We start from the raw sequence: 23,541 nt of genomic DNA, 5'->3' as shown, positions 1-23,541 counted from the left end.
ACGATTGTCATACATGCGCCGTCCTGCAAAACGCTCTTCTTCCAAACTGTCTGCCGATAGTCAGCACCTGGTCACCTATGCGCAAGCCATCGCGCAAGCCTCCAGTCGCCTGGAGGAAAAAGCCTGGCAGAATCCGCTCGATACACTGCTCAACAAACTGCTGAAAACATCGCACCAGCCGCAGATTGACGCCGCGCTGGATCATCTGTTCAAGGCCGATCTGGAGGCCTACGATGTGCTGATTGAAGCAGTCGAAGCCGGCAGCGAATCGACCACGCTGGAACATGAGGGCCAGAGCTACGACGTGCAATTGCTGGTGCTGCCGGTGCTGGCGTGGACCCGCTTCAATATCGCCTCCGGTCCGATCACGGCCGACATGCAAAATGCTCTGGGCGCACATCTGCATGCGCACGTGCTGGCCACCGATGCACGTTTGTCGCTGGCGCCGGCACTGTTCGCCATTGAGCAACTGCCGCGCGATCACACGGAAGTCTTTGCGCTGATGCAGCGCATGGGCCAGGCCGCCATCAGGCGCGGCCCGCTTGCATTGCCGACGGAACAGCAACCGACCGCCTCCTTCCTGGCCGATACCCGCTACCTGATCGCAACGGTTGTAGTGGCCAGCGGCACAGCCCTGTTCCACTGGCAGGAAAGCGAACAGCAGAGTCATTTCTCGGCCGGCAAAAGTGCCGCCCTGGAGGCCTGGAAGCAGCAAGCCACGCCGCTGATGACGCGTCTGCTCCCCGGTTGCAATGTGGAACTGCTGCTGCCGCAGGCTTACTACTTCGGTTGCCGCGAAGCCGACAAGCGCATCCGCCCGGCCTCGATCCGAGCCGCAGATTATTTCCTGACCCAGACTTTCGATATCTCTTCGGTCGAGCTGCACGCCAACATCGGCGGCTTCAGCGAAGACCTGAACGGCCAGATCGATGAATACCGCATCGGCTTTTCCATCGGCGGCGACCCGACCATCGTCTACGGCACCGTGTGGCCGCTTTATGAACAGGAAGACGGCGACGATCTGACGCCGCTGCTGCCGGCCGGCGCCGGCATGCTGGAATCGATGCGCATCAGCCCGCTGCAGGAAATCCTGACCATCCTGCGCGAATGCGGCATCGTCCACATCAAGCATCACAACGAACGCTTCACCATGGAGTTCTGCGACGATTGCGGCGCCCCGCTGTTCCCCGACAGCGAAGGCGAACTGATGCATGCGGAAATGCCGGAAGATACGCCACCGCCGGCGGAACACTTCCACTAAGGACAGGCAAATAAAAAAGCCGGACTTGAATCAGTCCGGCTTCATGCAAAAAGGCATCGACCGCAGCGCGGCAGATGCCTTTTCTTTTTTTCTAATCGCCGGATGATGAATTCCGGCGTATGCGCTCAAGCGACGATCAAAGCCTACTGTCTCCTCCTGAATGGAGCACTGCCGCGACCATAAGCAAGCGGTGAATCAGGCCGCCAGCTTTTCGATCAGTCCCATCTCTGCGCTCGACATCAGCTTGTCGATGTCCACCAGAATCAGCATGCGCTCATCCAGTGTGCCCAGACCGATCAGATAGTCGGAGTCGAAAGTCGTACCCATTTCAGGGGCCGGCTTGATTTGCTCTTGCGTCAGAGTGATCACGTCGGACACGCTGTCGACCACCATGCCGACCACGCGGCCGGAGATGTTCAGGATGATCACGACGGTGAACTGGTCATACGTCGGCTCGCCCAGCTGGAACTTGATCCGCATATCGACGATCGGCACGATGATACCGCGCAGATTGACCACGCCCTTGATGAAGTCAGGCGAATTGGCAATACGGGTCACGGTTTCATAACCGCGGATTTCCTGCACCTTCAGGATATCAATACCGTATTCTTCCTTGCCCAGGGTGAAGGCAAGAAACTCGTTACCGTTGCTGTCGGCTTTTTCGCCAAAGCCGGAAAGATTCTTGGATGTGTTGTCAGACATGGTCAAAGCCCCTTCAAAAATCAGGAAAATACAGATTCATCATTCAGTTGCCGACTTGATCGCAATAAAGCCGCGACATCGACAATCAGCGCAACGCCGCCATCACCCAGAATAGTAGCACCAGAAATGCCTGCTACCTTGCGGTAATTCGACTCCAGATTCTTCACAACGATTTGTTGCTGCCCTATCAAGTCGTCCACGAACAGCGCGGCTTTCTTGCCATCGGACTCCAGAATGACCACCAATCCCTGCGAAGGATCGGTGAAAGACGGATCGATGTTGAAAATCTGATAAAGCGGGATCAGCGGCAAATACTCTCCGCGCACCTTGATCACCTGGCCCTGCCCGCTGATGTCCTTGATATCTTGCGGCGCCGGCTGCAACGATTCAACCACATAGCCCAGCGGCAGAATATAAATTTCATGGCCGATGCGAATCGACATGCCATCCAGGATCGCCAGCGTCAGCGGCAGCGAAATCGAGATGGTGGTGCCAAAACCCTTGCTGGAGCGGATATCCACGGCGCCGCCCATGGCCAGAATATTGCGTTTGACCACGTCCATGCCGACGCCGCGGCCGGAAACATCGGTCACCTGCTCGGCGGTCGAGAAGCCCGGTGCGAAAATCAGTTGCCAGACTTCGGCATCGGTCAGACTGTCGGAGACCTGCATCTCTTGCTGGCGGGCCTTGGCCAGAATACGTTCGCGGTTCAGACCGCCGCCGTCATCCGACACTTCAATGATGATATTGCCGCCCTGGTGTTCGGCGGACAACGACAGCGTACCGGCTTCGCTCTTGCCGGATGCCCGACGTGCCTCGGGCATTTCGATGCCGTGGTCGATACTGTTGCGCACCAGGTGCGTGAGCGGATCGACGATGCGTTCGATCAGGCCCTTGTCGAGCTCAGTCGCAGCGCCGTGCGTGACGAATTCCACACGCTTGCCCAGCTTGGTCGCCAGATCGCGCACCATGCGCGGGAAGCGCGAAAACACGTAATCCATCGGCATCATGCGAATCGACATGACTGATTCCTGCAGATCGCGGGTGTTGCGGGTCAACTGATTGACGCTGTTGAGCAGATGCTCATGCAGCATAGGATCGAGCGTGCCGACGCGCTGTTCAATCATGGCCTGCGTAATCACCAGCTCGCCGACCAGATTGATCAGTTGATCGACCTTCTCGACGCTGACGCGGATCGAAGATGATTCATGGCCTGCCTGTTTGGCGGCTTTCTTTTCAGCGGTCTGTTCGGTGATCGGCAACGGCGCGTCGTCAGGATGCACCGCTTCCGGCTCGGCATTGACTTTCTTTTCGCTGATGTCCAGCGGGATGAAGCCGGGGAAGAAACCGTAACCGCGCTCGCGATCGACCGCATCCTGCACTTCGTCATCGTCGAAGAAACCGTAGCCTTGCTGGCGTTCGAGCTCTTCTTTCGGCACGAAGGGCGCGAAGAAACCGTAGCCCTGCTCTTCTTCCTTGCTCTGCACAGGGATCACGGCCTGCGAGATTTTCAGATCGGCGACATTGACGATGAAGGCGCAGATGGCGACGATGTCGTCCACGCTTTCCACCGTGTCCAGCATGAAGGTCCAGTGACCATCCTCAGCCTTGCTCTTTTCGATCTTGCCCAGCATCGCCAGCTCTTCCGCCAGGGCATCGGCATCGCGCTCGGTAACGGTGGGCAGATCGATGCGATAACGCTTTGTGCCGCCGGGGCCGATCAAAGGCTGCGGCGCAGGCGCGGCTGCAACCGGCGGCGCTTTTGGCGCAGGCGGCGTGCCCTGGGCCTTGGACAGCGATTGCAGCAGCATGCGCACGTCGCCGACCGCATCGAGGTCGACCACGGCGCCATGCTTATGGCCGTCCAGCATGGATTTCAAAACGTCCTTGGCTGCCAGGAAGGCATCGACGTGCTCGGACGTCAATGCCATCTCGCCTTGCCGGAGTCGATCCAGCAAGGATTCCAGGACGTGCGTAATTTCGGTGATGTCGGTCAGGCCGAAAGTCGCTGAACCGCCTTTGATCGAGTGCGCCGCGCGGAAAATCGCGTTCAGATCTTCCTCATCCGGCGACGCGACATTGACGGCCAACAATAGCTTTTCCATTTCGGCGAGGCCTTCTTCGGCCTCGTCGAAAAACACTTGGAAAAACTGGCTCATATCAATGCTCATGCCTGGGCTCCGTCACGAATGCGGTGGTTTTATTGTTGTTCTTTTTTTAGTGATGAAAAAATCACCCGATCACTTTTTTGACCACTTCGGTCAGACGTTGCGGATCGAATGGTTTGACCAGCCACCCGTTCGCCCCCGCTGCCTTGCCTTTGGCTTTCATTTCATCGCTGAACTCGGTGGTCAGCATCAAAATCGGTACCTTCTGATAGCTGCTCAGACCACGCAATGAACGAATCAGCGTAAGACCATCCATGCGCGGCATGTTCTGATCGGTCAGCACCAGATCAAACGTCTGTTGCTTGGCCTTGTCCAGCGCATCCTGTCCGTCCACCGCTTCGGTGACCTGATAACCGGCGGCCTTCAGGCTGAATACAACCATCTGGCGCAGCGATCCGGAATCGTCCACCGCAAGAATCGTTTTAGACATCGTTACTCCCTGTTCTCCATTTACGGCCGTCAATAGCGACAGACATTATGCCGTACCCATCATCATCATTAAAACCACTTTTGCCGTTTGGCACTATCCGACATGCACCACCGGCATCAGAACAGCTCGATATCGCCGCTTTCCATGCGCGTCTGGCGCACGGCCTTCCACAGACCGTTCTCCAAAGCGGTGAGCCGCTGCTCCATAGAGTCGACGGTATTGGCGAGCAACTCTTCCAGATCAGCTTCCTGCTGACCTGCTTCGGGCGTGATTTCGAAACTGTTGGCGCTCAGCACACCGAGTGCTTCGCGCAAGCCGATCACTCGCCGCACGATGCGCTCGAGCAGTTGGCTGGTCATATCCTGAAACTGCAGTCCGGTGACCGCGGTGTTGACATGCAGATTGACATCGTTCTGCATGCTCTTGAGTGCATCAATGCTGTCCTGATCAAGCACGCCACCGCTGCTCATGACGGTTTCCAGTCGCTGCTGCTGAAGCTGAACCGCGTGATGCAGCTCCATGAAGCTGGTGCCGAGCTTGCCAATGGCTTCGCCCAGCAAGATGTTGGTCTGCACCAGATCGGATTCCACTTCGGTCAATTGGCGGCTACCGCCGCTTGCCGTGTCCAGCAGCAAGCGCTTAAGCTCTTGCAGCATTCTTTGTGTCGGCATATCCCGCTCTCTTCCCCACGAGGTCAATGAAACATCCGGTTAATTTTTTGTCGGTACAGCCAGGTTTTCCTGCACTTCTTCATCGGTTGATACATTGACCGAGCCGCCATCCTTCTCGACCATTTCTTCCGCCTTCTTGTTCATCACGATGATGCTGATGCGGCGATTGATCGGATTGAACGGATCTTCCTTGTCCAGCAGCACGGCGGACGACAAGCCCACCACGCGCAACATCTTGGATTCATCCATGCCGCCGGCGATCAGCTCGCGCCGCGAAGCGTTGGCGCGGTCGGCCGACAGCTCCCAGTTGCTGTAGCCCTTTTCGCCGCTCGAATATGGCGTCGCGTCGGTGTGGCCGGACAGGCTGATCTTGTTGGGAACGTCGTTGAGCGTCTTGCCGATCTCTCGCAAGATGTCGCGGGTATAAGGCTGCAACTGCGCACTGGCAAGCCCGAACATGGGACGATTCTTTTCGTCCACGATCTGAATGCGCAAACCTTCGGAAGTAATGTCGATCAGCAGCTGATTCTTGAATTGCTTGAGCGTGGGATTGGAGTCCATCGCCTTTTCGATGCGCTTCTTGAGCTCATCCAGTCGAGTACGCTCGGCGCGTTCCAGTTCTTGCTGAGCAGCGCGGATGGTGCGTTTGTTGACGACTTCATTTTCGCCTTTGCGCAACTGGCCGTCCTGACGCGTCAGATCCTTGCCGCCGCCGGGAATCACGGTGTTGGCGTCGCCGCTGCCGGAGCCGCCGGCCATTGCCACCTTGAGCGGCGTCTTGAAATATTCGGCGATACCGTTGAGGTCGCCCTTGGCGGTGGAGCCCAGCAACCACATCAGCAGGAAGAACGCCATCATCGCCGTCACAAAGTCGGCGTAGGCGATCTTCCAGGCGCCGCCGTGGTGTCCGCCGCCGCCCTTCTTGATGCGTTTTACGATAATGGGACGTAGCCCTTCGTCGGCCATGTCTCTACTCCTGCTGAATGCTGGTCAGTGCGGCTGGCCTGATGACCGATACCGGCGCGCGTGTTTTCACGAATTATTTACCCTTGGCTTGCTTCACGTGCTCTTCCAACTCCATGAACGATGGACGTTCGGTAGAGAACAGCACCTTGCGACCGAACTCGATCGACAGGGCCGGAGCATAACCATTCAGGCTGGCCAGCAACGTCACCTTCACGCACTGATAAATCTTGGTCGACTCATGCAACTTCTGTTCCAGCAGACTGGACAGCGGGCCCACGAAACCGTAAGCAAGCAAAATACCGAGGAAGGTACCGACCAGCGCGTGCGCAATCAGCATGCCCAGCTCGGATGGCGGGATGCCCACCGATTCCATCGTGTGCACCACGCCCATCACCGCCGCCACAATACCGAACGCCGGCAGACCGTCGCCCAGTTTGGCGATGCAGTGCGCAGGAATCTCACCTTCGTGGTGATGCGTTTCGATTTCGTTGTCCATCAGATTTTCGATCTGAAAGGCATCCATGTTCCCCGACACCATCAGCCGCAGATAGTCGGTCATGAATTCGATCAAGTGATGGTCTGCCAGCACGCCGGGATATTTGCTGAAGATCGGGCTGTTTTCCGGTTCTTCGATATCGCCTTCGATCGACATCAAGCCTTCTTTACGAGACTTGGTGAGGATTTCGAACAGCAGCGCCATGAGCTCCATGTAGAGCGCCTTGGTGTAGCGCGAGCCCTTGAGCACGGTCGGCAAAGCCTTGAGTGTGGCTTTGATTGCCTTGTTGTTGTTACCAACCAAAAACGCACCGGCAGCGGCGCCGCCGATCATCAGCAGTTCCAGCGGCTGAAACAGCGCCCCGAGGTGGCCCCCAGCCATCGCAAATCCGCCGAAGACGGATGCCATGACAATGACATATCCAATTATGACTAACAATTGCCTACTCCCGTCCCAGTGGCGTTCAGTATTTTCTAGGTAATCAGATTACATGTATTCAATGCAAGCAAATGAGGGAATACACATCCGAAAAACGTCCTTCCTTTTCAATTACGGCGCAAAACATGGAAACTTGATAACCCGGTAAGGTATTTACATGTAGTTCGCTACATATGCCAGCCATGCAAAATCGGCCCATGCTCTTTCGGCTGGATCACGATGTCGGGCGCATGGCCGGGAATCTCAAACTCGTAACTGAACAAGAGGCTGCCTGGCCGCATTTCGGCCTTGGCTTTGCTCCATAAGGTCTGCATCGCTGCCGGCGACAGATAGGCGAAGACTACGTCATAGTCGGCGAAATCGAGCAGCAAATAATCGCCGCGTACAAAGCTGCAACGATTTCCGCTCAGGCTTGCGCGCAGCCGGCTGACCAGCCATGGCAGCGGCGCGATCTCGATCCCGATGAATTCGCTCTCGGGTCGTTGCCGCGCCAGATGCAACACGGCGCCGCCCAGACCGCTGCCGATATCCATGAAACGAATCACGCGATGCTTGGGCAGCAATTCTTCAACCGCGCGCCACACTGGCAAACCTGAGGGATAAAACGGCACCTGGCTACGAAAGGTCGACCAGAACAGCACCAGCAGAAAAAGGAAGACCGCGAGAAACAGCCAGGGAGGAAGATGCAGCGCGCTGACCAGCAAGGCTGCGACCGGGAAGAAAAACAGAATATAGAGCCACCACACCGCCAGCCGGCAGGCGCGTGCGATCACAGCCGCAAACAAGCCGTGCAGTAAAGAAAACCAAATGGGTGAAATGGAAAAACCTGCTGGCTCGGCGAACAGGTCAATCAGATTGGCGAGCGCCAGAGCGACGCACAATATCAGCAACGCCTGAATGGCCGGCGTCCGCCACAGCGGACGCCTCATTTCTTGCGATTCCTTGCTCATCGCGGCATGCGAATCATGCGGCGTTCAATCTGCGTTATCACTGCACCCCGCAGCCGACGATGTTCAATCAAGACCTCAGACCAGTGCGGCTGCCATCGGCGCAGATACCGGCATCGGCATCGCCAGAGATTCGAGCACTGCCGTGACTGCGTCCTTGGCCTTCTTGGTCTTGCCGGCGCGCGATGGCATGTGGCACAGACCGCAGAGATAATCCTGATGCAGATCCAGACGATGCACCACGAAATGACCACGACACTTGCAGCACCCCGTGGTCGTCAGCATCTTGCTTTCGAAGAAGCGCACCAGCGTCCAGGCGCGCGTCAGCGACAGCACCGGCTCATTGGACTCAGTCTGACCGACCTGCTCAAGATAGAGCTTGTAGGCCTTCATGATCGCTTCGATACCCGAGATGCGAGCATGCTCGCTCAGGTATTTGTGAATATTGATAAACAAGGAAGAGTGAATATTCGGCTGCCAGGTGATGAACCAGTCAGTCGAAAATGGCAGCATGCCCTTCGGTGGCGACACCCCCTTCAATTCCTTGTATAGCTTGAGCAGACGCTCACGCGACAAGGATGTTTCCGACTCCAGCAACTGCAGCCGTGCCCCCAGATTGATCAGCTCTATGGCCAACTGAATTTCCTGCGCTTCGGTAACGACGCTTTTCTTAGCCATGACAACTACCCCCGATGTTTTCAAAACAGCAATACTGCTCAACTACAAACATAAAACCCCAGGACTACCAAATTTAAGCGACAACATCTCACTGCGGAGACGCGGCGCAATACCGCACTCCGGTCATTATTTTTTTGCTTGCTTCAGGAAATCTGTTCGCTGGGCTGGCATGCCATCAGAATGGCAGCATGCGACTGCGCCAGACTTTTGTCTTTATTGTAATTAGTCAGCATGCCGAGGATCGCACCGTCGTCAAAACGGAAACGGGTCAGCATCATATTGGTACCGGCAAGCTTCATGATCTGGGCATTGCTCAGCCCTTGGATCAGTTCGGCGATTTCAGCGCTGATGCCAAGGCGAAAAATCGCGGTGGCTTTATCGGAACGAATCATCTGTTGTGCCAACATCAGGTAACTCAAATTGGCATCACGGATCTCTGCCATCATGTCGTTGGAATTCATGTACACCCCCATGCGCTGAAAAAATGCCACTTACAGTCAGTTACATTTACTTGCCTGTGAGTCAATTCTGAGGGGGGGCACAAAGGCGGGAAATTAGTCTTAGTCGGTATTTTAGATGAGCGATGAGCCGTTTATTTTTGTAGGTATTTGTCTTACAAAAATTTTATTATATTTTTATTGCTGCGCTTGAAAGGCTGGAAAGCCTTTGTTTACATACTTGGGTTTAGTTTTCGGCTATTTTTGAAATAGAAAATTTCCATGGCGAAATCATCAAAAATATTTCAAAAACGACAATTCTTTAATATGTAAATTCCCTCTTATCAGAGGGCCTTTGTTGCTGGAGCACGACTAGCTCATTAGAAATTGAGGGACTTGCTAACGTAATTTATGATTTAACCGTCTTTTTTGGTAAAAACTTTCACGCTTTTACAAAAAATTACCCATTGCACCCGCCATTTATTCAATCTTATCGTTCTTGCAATATTCATCTAATCCCCTGCCCTTCCTCTTTTCCTACACCACGAAGATCGGGGACTCGCTCCAGCAACAATGTAGCGATACGGCAGGTCTTGTTTTATAAAGCGGCGTCGCTCGTAAAACTTGCTGCCTGGCAGCAGATTCTTAATACAATCTCTGCATCACTCCCGGCTCAAAAAACTGACATCCGTGCTCCTGAAAAGCTGGATGCCCTGTTTTCCATGACTACATTTGCGCCAATGCTTGCTCCACATCGCGCATCAGATCTTCCACCGATTCCAGACCAACATTGAATCGCACGAGCTGGCCCAATTCCGACCAATTCTCGCGCATGCCCTTCATGCGATAGGGCACGCATAAACTGTGCGCGCCGCCCCAGCTGTAACCGATCTTGAACAGCTTGAGGCTGTCGACGAAACGATCGGTTTGCTCTTCCGTGAAACGCTCATTGAAAATCACCGAAAACAAACCGCCGGCCCCGGTGAAATCTCGAGTCCAATGCGCGTGCCCGGGGCAATCCTCGAATGCCGGATGCAAAACTTTGCTGATTTCCGGTCTTTGCTTGAGCCAATGCGCCAGCTTGCGCGCGGCGGCATCGTGCGCTTCGAAGCGCAACTTCATGGAAGGCAGGCTGCGCAGGATCAGATAAACATCATCCATGCCGACACCGAATCCCAGGTGCATGTGCGCCACCTCGAGCTTCTGATTCAGAGCCTGGTCGCGCACGATCACCGCGCCCATCAACACATCCGATGCGCCCGACTGATACTTGGTCAATGCCTGCATCACGATATCGACGCCATGCTCGAAAGCCGAAAAGGCAAGACCGGCCGACCAGGTATTGTCCAGCGCGACCAATACCCCCTTCTCGTGGGCCGCCTTGCAGATGGCCGGCACATCAGGCACTTCCATCGATACCGATCCCGGTGCCTCTGCCCAGATCAGACGGGTATTGGGCTGAATCAATTCAGCAATGCCGGCGCCGATCATGGGATCGTAGAAGCGTGCAGCAATGCCAAAGTCGCGTTGCATCCATGCCCCCAATTCACGGTTCGGGCCGTAGACGTTATCTGGCAGCAGCACGTCGTCGCCACTTTTCAGACATGCAAAATTGACCATCACGATGGCCGCGAGCCCGCTCGGCGTTACACGGCAATAGGTGCCGCCTTCGATTTCGGCCAGCCGCGCTTCGAGCGTAAAACTGGTCGGCGTGCCATGCAATCCATAGGTGTAACCCAGCTTCTCGCGCCAATCCCGCGAACGCATCGCCGCGACATTCGGAAACAAGACGGTGGAGGCGTGATGAATCCCGACAGGAAACGCTTCGAAACCAGCCGGCGGCTGATATTCGCTATGAACGAGTGCAGTTTGATGAGAGTTTTTTTGCGCAGACACAGATGACCTCAAAAAGAAATTCGGCGCAATGAAGATGCGCCGGAATGCCTTCATTTTATGATCATCGCATTGACTTGTCTCTTGCAAATGTCCGAGCAAGGAGCATAAGCGCCCCTATTTGATGCGAAACATGCCAAGACAGAGCAGGTCCAAAAGTGGAGAACTATATATAGAGTATTGATCAAGTATTTTCGGCAGCCGAAAAAACAGCCCCCCCTCCCGACAAAAGGGGTGCGCTGAATGTCTTTACTGCGGTGGCAACTGCAGGAAAAACGGCTTGCTGACGGTGCCGTCGTAGTTGGACCAGGTCCCGCTGATGCGATCGCCGTTGCGATGCCCGTCCCATTGGCCGGAGACATCCTTGCCGTTGCGCGACTCTTCCATCAGCAGATCGTCGCCCGCGACTTCGCCGGCGACCAGAATCTGCGCGGATTGACCGAAAATGAAATAGCGGCCTTCAAGGCCGTCCTCATCTTTTTTGGGTTGCAGACTGAGTTGAATTTTTTCGCCATCGATATCGCCGTGCAGCACCAGAGCTTGCGTCATCAGACGATGTTGCAAGCTGGCCGGATCGGCATCGACAGGAACAGCGGAAGACGGCGCGCCGGCGGCGCCACTGTCTGCCGCCCGCACATTTGCCAGGCCGATGGCAGAACTCAGCAAGACCAGGGCGGCAAACTTCGCCGTCAACCTCAGAACACCCCGCATATCAGTCAGCCGAGGCCCACAGATCATGTGCGTCCGCCGCCGTCACGGTGACGTCGACGAACTGACCGACCACCAGCTTTTTGTGCGGTTCGAATGGCGGCTTGACGTAGACCACACCGTCAATTTCAGGCGCGTCCGAATACGTACGACCGACACCGCCGTTGCGATCGACTTCGTCGATCAACACGCGCATGGTCTTGCCGACTTTGGCTTGCAGACGCTTCTTGGAGATCTCTTCCTGTAATTGCATGACGCGGCCGCGGCGTTCTTCGCGCAACTCTTCCGGCACCGGATTGGCGATGTCGTTGGCAGTTGCCCCCTCCACGGGCGAATAGGCAAAGCAGCCCAGCCGATCAATTTCGGCTTCTTTCAGGAAGTCGAGCAGGTATTCGAATTCGGCTTCGGTTTCGCCCGGGAAGCCGGCGATGAAGGTAGAACGGATTGTCAGATCCGGACACATGGCGCGCCAGGCCTGGATGCGCTCAATGTTCTTTTCGCCGTTGGCGGGGCGCTTCATGCGCTTGAGCACGTCGGGGTGTGCATGCTGCAGCGGCACATCCAGATACGGCAGGATTTTTCCTTCGGCCATCATCGGAATGATCTGATCCACGTGCGGATACGGATAGACGTAGTGCAATCGCACCCACGCGCCGTATTGTGCGGCCAGTTCGCCGAGCGCACCGACCAGTTGGGTCATGTGTGTCTTGATCGGCTTGCCGTTCCAGAAGCCGGTGCGGAATTTGACATCGACGCCATAGGCGCTGGTGTCCTGCGAAATGACCAGCAACTCCTTGACGCCGGCCTTGAACAGGTTCTCGGCTTCCAGCATGACATCGGCGATCGGACGCGACACCAGATCGCCGCGCATGGATGGAATGATGCAAAAACTGCAACGATGATTGCAGCCTTCGGAAATTTTCAGATAGGCGAAATGCTTGGGCGTCAGCTTCACACCCTGGGGCGGCACCAGATCGATGAACGGCGCATGCGGCTTGGGCAGATGCTTGTGTACTGCCTGCATCACCTCGCCCACCGCGTGCGGACCGGTCACTTCCAGCACCTTGGGATGAATTTTCTGGATGATGTCGTCGCCGGCGGCATCCTTCTTCGCCCCCAGGCAACCGGTCACGATAACTCGGCCGTTTTCGCTAAGCGCTTCGCCGATGGCGTCCAGCGACTCCTGCACTGCAGCGTCGATGAAGCCACAGGTATTCACGATCACCAGATCCGCGCCATCATAAGACTTGGCGGTGTCGTAGCCTTCAGCGCGCAGCTGGGTCAGGATTTGCTCGGAATCGACCAGCGCCTTGGGGCAGCCGAGTGAAACGAAACCGACTTTGGGCAAAGACGGCGGAGTGACGGTGGAAGCGTTGGACATGATGAGAAGCTGGCTAAAAAACGGCTAAATACGGACCAAGAGCGTCTGACGAAATACAGCACATGGACAAGGACATCACTGCGTATTGCCAGAAGACGCAACGCCGCGAAAGGCGTTTTGTCTGGCGCTCTAAAAGCGGCGAAACAAAATCAAGGGCGTTATTGTACCGCGTCGCCCGCCCGGCCTTCGCGCTGTGTTGCTGAGAGGGGAAAGTCTGTCCCGGCGGAAACACCGGAAACCTGACAAGCGGCGCAGAACGCGCCGCCCGGGATAGTTGCTGAACTACCTCTATATATAGAGGTAGACAGGCGGACTTACTTCTTCGTCGGATCGATAGGAGCGAATGGGAAAGTCCCGAACATGTTCTTGCTCTGGCTCTGCATCTGCTCCTGCATCTGGATGAACAGATTTTTGCTCTGTTCGATGTAGTTGCTCATCATGCCCTGCATCATCGGCCCTTGCACGTTCATGAACTGGGTCCACATTTCGGGACTGAAAGGCTTGCCTTCGTAGAAGCCTTTGGAATTCTCAGCCAGCTTGTTCTGAATGTCGATGAAGGTCTGGATGTTCTTTTCCAGATAGTTGCCCATCATGCCCTGCATCGCATGGCCGTAGTAACGGATGATCTGCGACAGCGCGGCGCTGGAGAACATGGGTGCGCCATGCGACTCTTCTTCCAGAATGATCTGCAGCAAAATGCTGCGGGTCAGATCATCGCCGTTCTTGGCGTCAATGACGGTGAATTCCTCATTGTCCAGGACCAGCTGCTTGACGTCGGTCAAGGTGATGTAAGAACTTGTCTGTGTGTCGTAAAGACGGCGATTCGGGTATTTTTTGATTAACCGTTCGGCCGAATTTTTTGGTGTAGTCATCTGAAGTCCAGTCTCTCTCATTAAGCTGTCGGGCAGCTGTTGTTTGCAGCGATTGCGGGCCACTTCAGCTTTCTCAGCCCGCATGCGATTGGGGCCTTGGTATGCCCTCTTTCTATGACCTTGCTGTCGGCGCTGCATTATTTTGCAGGGCAACATGCACAGGCATTATAGGGGGGAATGAGCAGGATGAGGCAAGCGAATATTGGCGGAGCTTGACCGGCAGGAATCGCTGCGGCGGTTATCGACGATGACCGCCGCAGCGTTCAGGCTTAGCCCATGTGCATGCCGCCGTTCAGCGAGAAGTCCGAACCGGTTGCGTAACCACCTTCGGAAGAAGCGATCCAGGCCACGATGGAAGCGATTTCCTCTGGCTCGCCGAGGCGTTTGACCGGAATGCCGGAGACGATCTTTTCCAGCACTTCGGGACGAATGGAACGCACCATGTCTGTGCCGACATAGCCCGGCGACACGGTATTGACCGTCACGCCCTTGGTCGCCACTTCCTGCGCCAGCGCCATGGTGAAGCCGTGAATGCCGGCCTTGGCGGTGGAATAGTTGGTCTGCCCGAACTGGCCCTTCTGACCGTTCACCGAGGAAATGTTGATGATGCGACCGAAACCGCGATCAGCCATACCATCGATTACCTGCTTGGTGACGTTGAACAGCGAATTCAGATTGGTGTCGATCACCGCATCCCAATCGGCCTTGCTCATCTTGCGGAACTGACCGTCGCGCGTGATGCCGGCATTGTTGACCAGCACATCGACTTCACCGATCTCAGCCCTGACCTTTTCAAACGCAGCCTTGGTAGATTCCCAGTCGCCGACGTTACCCTCGGACGCATGAATGTCGAAGCCCTGCTCGCGCATGCCTGCCAGCCACTTGTCCTTGCGGGAAGAGTTAGGGCCGCAACCGGCCACCACTGTGTAACCATCTTTGCACAGGCGGGTGCAAATGGCGGTTCCGATGCCACCCATGCCGCCTGTAACGTATGCAATACGCTTAACCATGTCCTGCCTCCTAGTGTGTGGATAGTCATTACCCCGGGCCAAGCCTTTGGAGGGATGCGCCCGGTTTGTCTCTCGCCTGTACCCTGCTTTTTATTGTGTGCGATTCAGATTCGCGCGTCACGAACCTGTCGCATTTTTTATGCCTGCTCTGATAAGAGCATCGGCTTACTGATTCATTATTCGTTTGGCCCTGTTGCACGACTTCTCAAGCCCAAGCCTTCACTCGGCTTTTACTTTGACGTAGCGCCCCGGAGCCGGCTCGATAGCTTCGTAAGCAGCATTGCCGGCTTTGCGCGGCGCAGCAATTTGTTTGCCTGCGTGCTTGCCGAGAAAAGCCGCCCACTCGCCCCACCAGCTGCCGGGATGATCCTCCGCAGCCGCCAGCCAGGCATCGGGATCAGCGCCGATCTTGTCGTTGCTCCAGTAATTGCGTTTGTTCTTCGATGCCGGATTGATCACGCCCGCGATATGACCCGATGCGCCCAGTACAAAACGATTGAGCGACGGCTTGCCGGGATTGAGCAAAGCAGTCGACGCATATGCGGACCGCCAGGGCACGATGTGGTCATCGCGTGAAGCGTAAATAAAGGTGGGCGCACTGATCTTGCGCAGATCGATTTTCTCGCCGGCGATGGTGAGCTTTCCGGCTTCTTTCAGCGCATTTTCCAGATACATGTGGCGCAGGTAATAGCAGAACATCGGGCCCGGCAAATTGGTGCTGTCGGCGTTCCAGTACAGCAGATCGAAAGCAGTCGGGGACTCGCCTTTCAGATAATTGGACTCGACGTAATTCCATAGCAGGTCATTCGGCCGCAGACTGGAAAAGGCGCTGGCGAAATCACGGCCGGCCATCAGGCCGCGCTTGCCTATCATGCGCTCGCGCATGCCCAACTGAACTTCGTCAATGTAGACATCGATCTCGCCGGTGTCGACGAAATCGAGGAAAGTGGTCAGCAAGGTGAGGCTGGCAACCGGCTTTTCTCCGCGTGCCGCCAGCAAGGCCAGCGCACAACTCAAAATGGTGCCGCCGACGCAAAAACCCAGCGCATTGATCTGCGCTTGTTTGCTGATCTCCTGCACCACGTGGATCGCCTTGACCACCGCAGCGTCGACGTATTGCTCCCAGGTCACCGACTCCATCGAGGCATCGGCATTGCGCCAGGAAATCAGGAATACCGTATGGCCTTGCTCGACCGTATAGCGCACCAGTGAATTGTGCGGCTGAAGATCGAGGATGTAGAACTTGTTGATGCAAGGCGGCACGATCAACAGAGGACGCGTGTGCACCGTCTTGGTCAGCGGCTTGTATTGAATCAGCTGGAACAGTTCGTTCTCGAACACCACCGAACCTTCGCTGGCGCCGACATCCTTGCCGACTTCGAAGGCCGCTTCGTCAGTCTGCGAAATGCGACCCTTCTGCAAATCGGAAAACAGCTGGGCGATACCCTTGGTCAGGCTCTCGCCTTTGGTCTCAAGAATCTTTTGCTGCGCGACCGGATTGGTCGCCAGAAAATTGGCCGGCGACATCGCATCGATCATTTGCTGCACCGCAAAACGAATCTTGTGCTTGACCTTGTCGCCGGCTTTGACCGAATCGACCATCGACATCAGGAAGCGCGAATTCAATTGATAAGCGGCAGCCTGAAACGCGTAGTAAGGATTTTCTTGCCAGGCTGGGGCAGACAAGCGACGGTCGGTAATCGCAGGCACCTTGGAAGCGACCACGTTTTGCCAGAGATCGGAAAACTGCTGCGCATAATCCTGCTGCAGGCGCAGCAACTCTGCCGGATCAAGGCCTGCGCCCAGATCGGATAGCTGCTTGTAAAGCGCGGAGGGATCGATTTGCTGCGGCGGCATGAAAGGCGCTGCAGGCGCCGATGCGGCAAATTGTGTCGGCCAGCTCTTCCAGAGTTGAGGGTCGGACAACTGCGCCAGCCATGCGGAAATATCGGGAGAAGGATGCTGCGGACTCTGCTTTTTCATGCTCGGATCTGCAATTTTTCGCGTATCTTTACGGTTTGTCTCGAAGCTGGATCACCATGTACATCGTCGCAATCGCGTGGCTCTATGTCGTCTTCATGATGTCCATCACAGAACAGTCCGCGATCGCCGGAGTGATCACTTTCTTCCTGTACGGCGTATTTCCATTGACAATAGTTTTATACCTGATGGGTACGCCGCAACGCAAGCGGAATCGTGAAAAGATCGCAAAATGGAAGGCCGCTCAAGCCGAGCAGGCGGCACGTCAAACGGCAGCCGCGGCGCGCGCGGATAGCGATGATGTGAACCGGGAAGCGCGTGAGAGAAAATAAGCCTGCGTCGAGAAAATTATGCGCATGCCGCATCAATGAGGCCGCTCAAAAAACGTCCCCTTCTTTTTGTTTCAGTGCAACCGTGGCAACTACGATATCGATGCAGTAGCGAGTTGCAGTCGGCCGGACACATCCGCCTTCAGAAAGACCGTTTGAATTTCGCGGCACATTCGCTTAGCTCAAGCGAAATTCCAGCATCGCCCCTCCCCGCTCGCCATCTGCACTGCACTTAGAGTGAGCCCGACACAGATTCAACAATGCGGTCGCGATGCCGCGTCGACGCCACGCCGGCAAAACAAATATCGTCAGCTGCGGATACTCACTCAAAGCATCCTGCGCAGGAAGCACTTCGAGCAAACCGACCAGGCGTCCGCCCGCGTAAGCATGAAAGCGGCTGAGCGCGCCACATGCAATCGGGCCTTCGTAGCTGATCGGCAATTCATGCGGACTCATGAAATCACCATGCACGCGCGGCAAGCTCCACGCCCAACAACAGCAAGCCGATGAAAAAATAGCGCTTGAAGGTCTCAGGTCTGACCTTGGCGCGTATCCACTGACCGAGATACATGCCGGCCAACGCGGGCAACACCGCCAGCAAAGATACGCCTGCGTTAGCCGCATGAAACATGCCGCCGGTGCCAAGGTTGACCGCCAGGGCAAGTGTCGACACCGTAAACGATAGTCCGAGCGCCTGTATCAATTCGTCGCGCTGCAAACCCAGCGCCTGCAAATAGGGCACCGCCGGAATCACGAAAACGCCGGTCGCCGCAGTAATCAAACCGGTGGCGACACCCACCAGTGGCGACCACCATTTTTGCCGCACCGGCGCCACTGAAAAATTGACCTGCGCCAACCCGGCCAGCGCATACAACACCAGCGCGCCGCCCAATGCAACGAAGGCAGTTGCCCCGCTCTGGCCGCGCATAAAGCCCATACCCATCAAGGTGCCGGCTACGATGCCCAGTTGCATGCTCCACAGGCGGCGCAGCAAAAACATGAAACTGCCGCCCGCCAACAGTTGCCAGACATTGGTCACCAGTGAAGGTACGATCAGCAAAGCCGCTGCCTGCACCGGCGACATCAGCAAACTCAGCAGCCCTACCGCCACCGTCGGCAAGCCAAGACCGATTACGCCCTTCACGCATCCCGCCAGCAAGAAAACCGCGACAATCCAGAACAAAGTGACGGCATCCATGCCGATGAATGAGAGCGCTGTTTGCATGAGAATCCGAATCGAAAACCGAAGAATGCGCTCAGTGTGCCTGCGCTCGTGCCAAGACGAAATGTGGAATACACTGAGCCTGCCTTCGGCAGATCCGAAGGCAGATGCCAACCGGCCAAGATGATCGCGCTCTCCCAAGCGCCTGCACCTCGCCCGCGGCGCAATCAAACGCGACCAGCACACCAACAAACATGAGCCTGCGCTTCGATCTCAACGATCTGCAATTATTCCTGTATGTCGCCGAGAGCGGCAGCATCACGGCCGGCGCCGAACGTGCGCATCTGGCGCTGGCGTCTGCCAGCGCGCGCATACGCGCCATGGAAGATACGCTGGGCGCCATGCTGTTGCTGCGCGAACGGCGTGGCGTGCGCGTTACAGAAGCCGGACGCGCGCTGGAGCATCATGCGCGGCTGATGCTGCATCAGATGGACCAGATGCGCGACGAGCTCAATCAATACGGCAAAGGCTTGAAGGGCCATATTCGCCTGCTCAGCAATACCTCCGCCATGACCGAGTTTCTGCCGGATGCGCTAGCGGCTTTTCTGAAAGAACATCCACACATCGACATCGATCTGGAAGAGAAACTCAGCTACGAAATAGTACAGGCGGTGACCGGCGGCGTAGCCGATATCGGCATCATTGCCGACTCGGTCGACAGCGGCAGCCTTCAGACCTTTGCGTTTCGCGATGACCATCTGGTCGCCGTGCTGCCGCGCCAGCATGCGCTGGCCAGACGAAAATCGCTGCACTTCGCTGAATTGCTCGATCAGAATTTCATCGGCCTGAGCGGCGACGCTGCGCTCCAAGAACATCTGTCAGGACATGCCGCACGCGCCGGAAAACGTCTGCGCTATCGCGTGCGCTTGCGCAGTTTCGACGGCATCTGCAAGATGGTCGCCAGTCAGGCCGGCGTCGCTGTCATCCCCGCAACTGCAGCGCGCCGATATGCTGAGGAAGCGGCTGCGAGCGAGATCCGCTATGCGCGCCTGAGCGATCCCTGGGCCGCGCGGCGCTTGCTGATTTGCGTGCGTGACGCAGATGCGCTACCCGGCCACACGCGCGAATTGCTGCTACAGCTTCAGCACGCAACAGAATAAAACCGGCGCATCAGAAATGGCCTTGCGCCTCGCGCTTGCACTGACATGCAAACGAGGCATTCAACTCTGCCGCAATAAATATCGCACGCAAAAATCAGCCTCGATCCGAAATTCAGAGTGGCCGACCACATTCTGCTACTATTCACGGTCTGCAAGATCCGAAGAAATCGAGGGCAGCAGTTTCCCGCACCTCGTCCCGTCAACCCGGAATCGCAAAATAATAATGATGACGCCTAAAGAAATAATCCTGCTATGCCCGTCGTGCCGCCAGCCGGTAATGAAGATGAAGTCCACCGACCGGCCGATCCAGGAAACCAAAGTCAAATGCCCGTGCTGCAATACATCCACCCGGATTGCCCGTCTGACAACCTTTGAAGGCGAAAGCTTTCAGCTCTATCTGCGCAATCTTCCCGCGACCAACCCGCGCGCACTGAGCGCCCGCTGAGTCGAAACGCCGCAGCCGCTATCGCGCTCTGATAGCGGAGCAACTGTCCAGCAGCACGATGCAGGGACAATTCTTCAGCACAATTCTGCGGCCCCCATCACTGCACATTCGCGGCACGCTTTGGCAAAACGACAAGATTCTCTGTCGCCGCATTCCGCCAGTACAAGCATTAATCCCCGTAGTCTGTGAGCGCCTCCATCCCGACGTCCCGTCGCGACTTGATCTATCCTTATCGGATATTCCAATCAGAGGTGGTTTCAGCATGAGCACCAGAAATTCATTTGAGCAGCAAGCCTTGACCGACAACGCCGCGCTCGGCCTCGACGCCGTAGTCGCCGGCCTGCGCACGTCGCGCGAAATCGCCAACAAGATCCGCTACCGTGGCGATGTGCGCGAACTGCCTTCGCGCGAGGCCTTGAAGAAAGTATTGCAAGGACTGTCGGCAGCCATGTTTCCGACCCACTACGGCCGCACCGACCTGAACGATGAGACCATCGACTATTTCGTCGGCAACACCCTCAGTTCGACGCTGCATGTTTTGTCGGAACAGATCCGGCGCGGCCTGCTGTTCACCGACAATGAACCCGGCGACAGCGATGCACTGCGACAGCAGGCGACACTGATTACGCGTGACTTCGCGCAAGGCCTGCCGGCCATTCGCGATGTGCTGGTCAGCGATATTCATGCAGCCTTTCAGGGCGATCCGGCCGCCACCAGCATTTCGGAAATTCTGCTCTGCTATCCCGGCATCACCGCCATCATTTACCACCGCCTCGCACATGCCTTGTATCAGTTGGGCACCCCGCTGCTGGCACGCCTGATTGCCGACATCGCACATTCCGCCACCGGCATCGACATCCACCCGGCGGCGCACATCGGCAGCAGCTTCTTCATCGATCATGGCACCGGCGTCGTCATCGGCCAGACCGCCATCATCGGCCGCAATGTCCGTCTCTATCAGGCTGTCACGCTCGGCGCCAAACGTTTCCCGGCGGATGAAAACGGCGCACTGATCAAAGGCAACGAGCGCCACCCCATCGTCGAAGACGACGTCGTCATCTACGCCGGCGCCACCATTCTGGGCCGCGTCACCATCGGCAAAGGCTCGACCATCGGCGGCAACGTCTGGCTCACCCGCAGCGTACCGCCGGGCAGCAGCATTACCCAGGCGCAGATGTGCAGTGAGTGAGACAATTTCGATTTGCAGACACCAGCATCCTGCTGACGGCGATATTTAAAGCCGCTCGCAAAAGAAAACGCCCGACCGTTGAATCAACTGTCGGGCGTTTTTCATCTGGCTGCGGCCTGACAATCGCCAGGCCGGTTCGCGAATAAACTTGCGCTTAGCCTTCGATACGACTCAGCATGACCGGAGTCCTGCCTTGACTGCTCACTGCATTCGCCATGCGTGGTTCACGCCTGCCATGCATGCCCGGCATATCTGCAGATTTGCCGTCCAGCTTGAAGACGCTGACCTCTTCCGCCAGCTTCTGCGCCTGCTGCTGCATCGATTGCGCGGCCGCTGCGGCCTGTTCCACAAGCGCAGCATTTTGCTGGGTGGCTTCATCCATTTGCGAGACGGCCTGATTGACTTGCTCGATGCCGTCGCTCTGCTCCTGGCTGGCGCTGGTGATTTCCATCACGATGTCAGTCACGCGTTTCACGCTGCTGACGACTTCATCCATGGTCTGACCGGCCTGCTCGACCAGCTTGCTGCCGCTGTCGACCTTATGCACCGAGTCGTCGATCAGCACCTTGATCTCCTTGGCGGCTGCGGCCGAGCGCTGGGCCAGGCTACGCACCTCGGAGGCGACCACGGCAAAGCCGCGGCCTTGTTCGCCGGCACGGGCGGCTTCGACTGCTGCGTTCAAAGCCAGGATATTGGTCTGGAAAGCGATGCCATCGATCACGCTGATGATGTCGACGATGCGCTTCGATGAATCATTGATGGAGCTCATGGTCTGCACCACTTCATCGACCACGCTGCCGCCGCGCACCGCGATGTCGGAGGCGTTGACCGCCAGTTCGCTGGCCTGACGCGCATTGTCGGCGTTCTGTTTCACGGTTGACGTCAATTGCTCCATCGCCGAGGCGGTCTCTTCCAGCGAACTGGCCTGTTCTTCGGTGCGGGACGACAGATCCAGATTGCCGCTCGCAATTTCGCTGGAGGCCGTCATGATGGTTTCAGTGCTGCCGCGCACACCGCCGACGATGCGCTTCAGATTGTCTCCCATCTCTTTGAGCGCATTGAGCAGCTGGCCGGTCTCATTGCGCCCGCCCTGTTCGATCTGAACCCGCAAATCGCCCGCCGCAATGGTTTGCGCGATCAGCACCGCCCGCTGCAAGGGTTGCACGATGGCGCGGGTGGTGATGGTGGACAAGGCGATCGTCACCAGCAAGGCCAGCACGGCGATGCCCCACAGCATCTTGATGGCGGAGTCGTAGGCATCCGCACTTTCCTGCACCGCCTGATTCATCAGCGTCTTCTGCAATTCGACAAAGTCTTCCAGCGCTTTCAGGGTGGCGGTCTGCAGCGGGATGACGCTCATCAAGGTCGCGCGCGCCGCAGCGCCGTCGTTGGCATCGAGTTGCGCATACACCGGCTTGAGTGCCGCAGAGTATTGAGTCCGCACCGACGCCACCTTTTGATACATCGCGCTTCCTTCAGGGGTATTCGATATTTCCTCCAAGCGCTTGTAATTGCGGGTATTGGTTTCGGACTGCGCCTTCATGTCTTTTACGATCACCGCTTTGCCGTCGGCGCTTTGTTCGTCGAGGGCGCGATACATCAGCAGGGCGATGCGGAACGTGCCCTGCTTGATTTCATTGACCAGTTGCTGTTTCACGGCACGGTCGTTCGCCACATTGTCTGTGGCGGCATTCATCACCGACATCTGTCGGTTGGCCACCAGGCACAGAATGGCCAGGAGAAGCAGCACGATGCCGAAGGTGCCGGCAAGCCGGAATCCGATTTTCAAGTTTTTCATGATGGTTTGACTGAAGTAAAAGAAGGAGACGCAAAGCGGTCTGAGCGGTTTCGCGAGCAGATGGTCGAGTTCGCACGCTAAAAGGCAAAAGTAATGCGAAGAACCAAACGAAGATAATTTCGTTGCATTACCGAAATTATACGAAGTAATGTCCTCGATAAAGTGCAAGGCGGAAATATTTGTGCTTCGCGTCAATGAGGCGGCATCGCGTTGTGCTCAACCATCCAATCAGCATTTCCACGGGGAAATTTCAAAAAAAACATCTGTGATTCAGATCCCACAAGTTTTTTGCCCGGGCCAGGCAATTTCCCACTGCATGAGAAAAATATGGCCAAATTTATGATTTTTCTGACAATTACATCCACACGTAACTTTCCTACTTAATATGCGAAGCTAAGCCGTAAAAAATTACTAGAAATC

At 56.4% G+C, this 23,541-nt stretch carries 23 protein-coding genes; 5 read left to right on the top strand and 18 right to left on the bottom strand.

The window, feature by feature from the left end; genetic code table 11:
- Positions 1 to 13 precede the first annotated feature (13 nt).
- A complete protein-coding gene (locus PQR62_RS04170) occupies positions 14 to 1,261 on the top strand; it encodes a DUF2863 family protein (protein ID WP_408155115.1) in 1,248 nt (415 codons plus the stop codon).
- Positions 1,262 to 1,456: 195 nt separating this feature from the next.
- On the opposite strand, the gene PQR62_RS04165 is transcribed toward PQR62_RS04170, so the two are convergent.
- The 15 genes from PQR62_RS04165 to phaC all read right to left on the bottom strand — a co-directional run bounded on the left by PQR62_RS04165 (position 1,457) and on the right by phaC (position 17,041).
- Entirely contained in the window at positions 1,457 to 1,963 is a 507-nt protein-coding gene (locus PQR62_RS04165; RefSeq protein WP_408155113.1) for a chemotaxis protein CheW, read from the bottom strand.
- A 20-nt stretch (positions 1,964 to 1,983) separates the two neighbouring features.
- Positions 1,984 to 4,134, bottom strand: coding sequence for a chemotaxis protein CheA (gene cheA / locus PQR62_RS04160; protein WP_408155111.1), 2,151 nt, complete (start codon positions 4,132 to 4,134; stop codon positions 1,984 to 1,986).
- A 61-nt stretch (positions 4,135 to 4,195) separates the two neighbouring features.
- Positions 4,196 to 4,561 carry a response regulator gene (locus tag PQR62_RS04155; RefSeq protein ID WP_408155109.1) on the bottom strand — a complete coding sequence of 122 codons (366 nt, stop codon included), beginning with the start codon at positions 4,559 to 4,561 and terminating at the stop codon, positions 4,196 to 4,198.
- 116 nt (positions 4,562 to 4,677) lie between these two features.
- Positions 4,678 to 5,232, bottom strand: coding sequence for a chemotaxis protein (locus tag PQR62_RS04150; RefSeq protein WP_408155107.1), 555 nt, complete (start codon positions 5,230 to 5,232; stop codon positions 4,678 to 4,680).
- Positions 5,233 to 5,271: 39 nt separating this feature from the next.
- Positions 5,272 to 6,198, bottom strand: coding sequence for a flagellar motor protein MotB (gene motB, locus PQR62_RS04145; RefSeq protein WP_408155105.1), 927 nt, complete (start codon positions 6,196 to 6,198; stop codon positions 5,272 to 5,274).
- A gap of 73 nt (positions 6,199 to 6,271) precedes the next feature.
- Positions 6,272 to 7,132, bottom strand: a complete 861-nt coding sequence (gene motA, locus PQR62_RS04140) for a flagellar motor stator protein MotA (protein ID WP_408155103.1) — start codon at positions 7,130 to 7,132, stop codon at positions 6,272 to 6,274.
- A gap of 167 nt (positions 7,133 to 7,299) precedes the next feature.
- A complete protein-coding gene (locus PQR62_RS04135) occupies positions 7,300 to 8,061 on the bottom strand; it encodes a class I SAM-dependent methyltransferase (protein ID WP_408155101.1) in 762 nt (253 codons plus the stop codon).
- A 96-nt stretch (positions 8,062 to 8,157) separates the two neighbouring features.
- Entirely contained in the window at positions 8,158 to 8,757 is a 600-nt protein-coding gene (gene flhC / locus PQR62_RS04130; RefSeq protein ID WP_408155099.1) for a flagellar transcriptional regulator FlhC, read from the bottom strand.
- 143 nt (positions 8,758 to 8,900) lie between these two features.
- A complete protein-coding gene (gene flhD / locus PQR62_RS04125) occupies positions 8,901 to 9,218 on the bottom strand; it encodes a flagellar transcriptional regulator FlhD (RefSeq protein WP_408155097.1) in 318 nt (105 codons plus the stop codon).
- 702 nt (positions 9,219 to 9,920) lie between these two features.
- Entirely contained in the window at positions 9,921 to 11,144 is a 1,224-nt protein-coding gene (locus tag PQR62_RS04120) for a cystathionine beta-lyase (protein WP_408155095.1), read from the bottom strand.
- 192 nt (positions 11,145 to 11,336) lie between these two features.
- On the bottom strand, positions 11,337 to 11,780 hold the full coding sequence (locus PQR62_RS04115) for a hypothetical protein (protein WP_408155093.1): 444 nt from the start codon (positions 11,778 to 11,780) through the stop codon (positions 11,337 to 11,339).
- Positions 11,781 to 11,799: 19 nt separating this feature from the next.
- Positions 11,800 to 13,176, bottom strand: coding sequence for a 30S ribosomal protein S12 methylthiotransferase RimO (gene rimO / locus PQR62_RS04110; RefSeq protein WP_408155091.1), 1,377 nt, complete (start codon positions 13,174 to 13,176; stop codon positions 11,800 to 11,802).
- 314 nt (positions 13,177 to 13,490) lie between these two features.
- Positions 13,491 to 14,048 carry a polyhydroxyalkanoate synthesis repressor PhaR gene (gene phaR / locus PQR62_RS04105; RefSeq protein WP_408155089.1) on the bottom strand — a complete coding sequence of 186 codons (558 nt, stop codon included), beginning with the start codon at positions 14,046 to 14,048 and terminating at the stop codon, positions 13,491 to 13,493.
- Between the two features lie 269 nt (positions 14,049 to 14,317).
- Positions 14,318 to 15,058, bottom strand: coding sequence for a 3-ketoacyl-ACP reductase (locus PQR62_RS04100; protein ID WP_408155087.1), 741 nt, complete (start codon positions 15,056 to 15,058; stop codon positions 14,318 to 14,320).
- A gap of 219 nt (positions 15,059 to 15,277) precedes the next feature.
- Positions 15,278 to 17,041, bottom strand: coding sequence for a class I poly(R)-hydroxyalkanoic acid synthase (gene phaC, locus PQR62_RS04095; RefSeq protein ID WP_408155085.1), 1,764 nt, complete (start codon positions 17,039 to 17,041; stop codon positions 15,278 to 15,280).
- Positions 17,042 to 17,097: 56 nt separating this feature from the next.
- Between phaC and PQR62_RS04090 the strand changes: the two genes are divergently transcribed.
- A complete protein-coding gene (locus PQR62_RS04090) occupies positions 17,098 to 17,370 on the top strand; it encodes a hypothetical protein (RefSeq protein WP_408155083.1) in 273 nt (90 codons plus the stop codon).
- Positions 17,371 to 17,544: 174 nt separating this feature from the next.
- On the opposite strand, the gene PQR62_RS04085 is transcribed toward PQR62_RS04090, so the two are convergent.
- The gene (locus PQR62_RS04085) at positions 17,545 to 17,823 is read right to left on the bottom strand and encodes a GNAT family N-acetyltransferase (RefSeq protein ID WP_408155081.1); all 279 of its coding nucleotides are present in this window, start codon (positions 17,821 to 17,823) and stop codon (positions 17,545 to 17,547) included.
- A 4-nt stretch (positions 17,824 to 17,827) separates the two neighbouring features.
- Positions 17,828 to 18,592: a sulfite exporter TauE/SafE family protein gene (locus tag PQR62_RS04080; RefSeq protein ID WP_408155079.1), complete on the bottom strand. Its 765-nt coding sequence runs from the start codon at positions 18,590 to 18,592 to the stop codon at positions 17,828 to 17,830.
- Between the two features lie 191 nt (positions 18,593 to 18,783).
- On the opposite strand from PQR62_RS04080, the gene PQR62_RS04075 reads away from it, so the two are divergent.
- The 3 genes from PQR62_RS04075 to epsC all read left to right on the top strand — a co-directional run bounded on the left by PQR62_RS04075 (position 18,784) and on the right by epsC (position 21,323).
- Entirely contained in the window at positions 18,784 to 19,689 is a 906-nt protein-coding gene (locus PQR62_RS04075; RefSeq protein ID WP_408155077.1) for a LysR family transcriptional regulator, read from the top strand.
- A 283-nt stretch (positions 19,690 to 19,972) separates the two neighbouring features.
- A complete protein-coding gene (locus tag PQR62_RS04070) occupies positions 19,973 to 20,134 on the top strand; it encodes a hypothetical protein (protein ID WP_408155075.1) in 162 nt (53 codons plus the stop codon).
- 262 nt (positions 20,135 to 20,396) lie between these two features.
- The gene (gene epsC / locus PQR62_RS04065) at positions 20,397 to 21,323 is read left to right on the top strand and encodes a serine O-acetyltransferase EpsC (protein ID WP_408155073.1); all 927 of its coding nucleotides are present in this window, start codon (positions 20,397 to 20,399) and stop codon (positions 21,321 to 21,323) included.
- Positions 21,324 to 21,477: 154 nt separating this feature from the next.
- Here epsC and PQR62_RS04060 read toward each other — a convergent pair whose 3' ends face one another.
- The gene (locus PQR62_RS04060) at positions 21,478 to 23,121 is read right to left on the bottom strand and encodes a methyl-accepting chemotaxis protein (protein WP_408155071.1); all 1,644 of its coding nucleotides are present in this window, start codon (positions 23,119 to 23,121) and stop codon (positions 21,478 to 21,480) included.
- Between the last annotated feature and the right edge of the window lie 420 nt (positions 23,122 to 23,541).

Origin of the sequence: Herbaspirillum lusitanum, assembly GCF_046025995.1 — a bacterium.
GTDB classification, from domain to species: domain Bacteria; phylum Pseudomonadota; class Gammaproteobacteria; order Burkholderiales; family Burkholderiaceae_D; genus Herbaspirillum; species Herbaspirillum lusitanum_A.
Note: the sequence above shows the minus strand (reverse complement) of the source record. Positions and strands in the feature narration are given on the sequence as shown.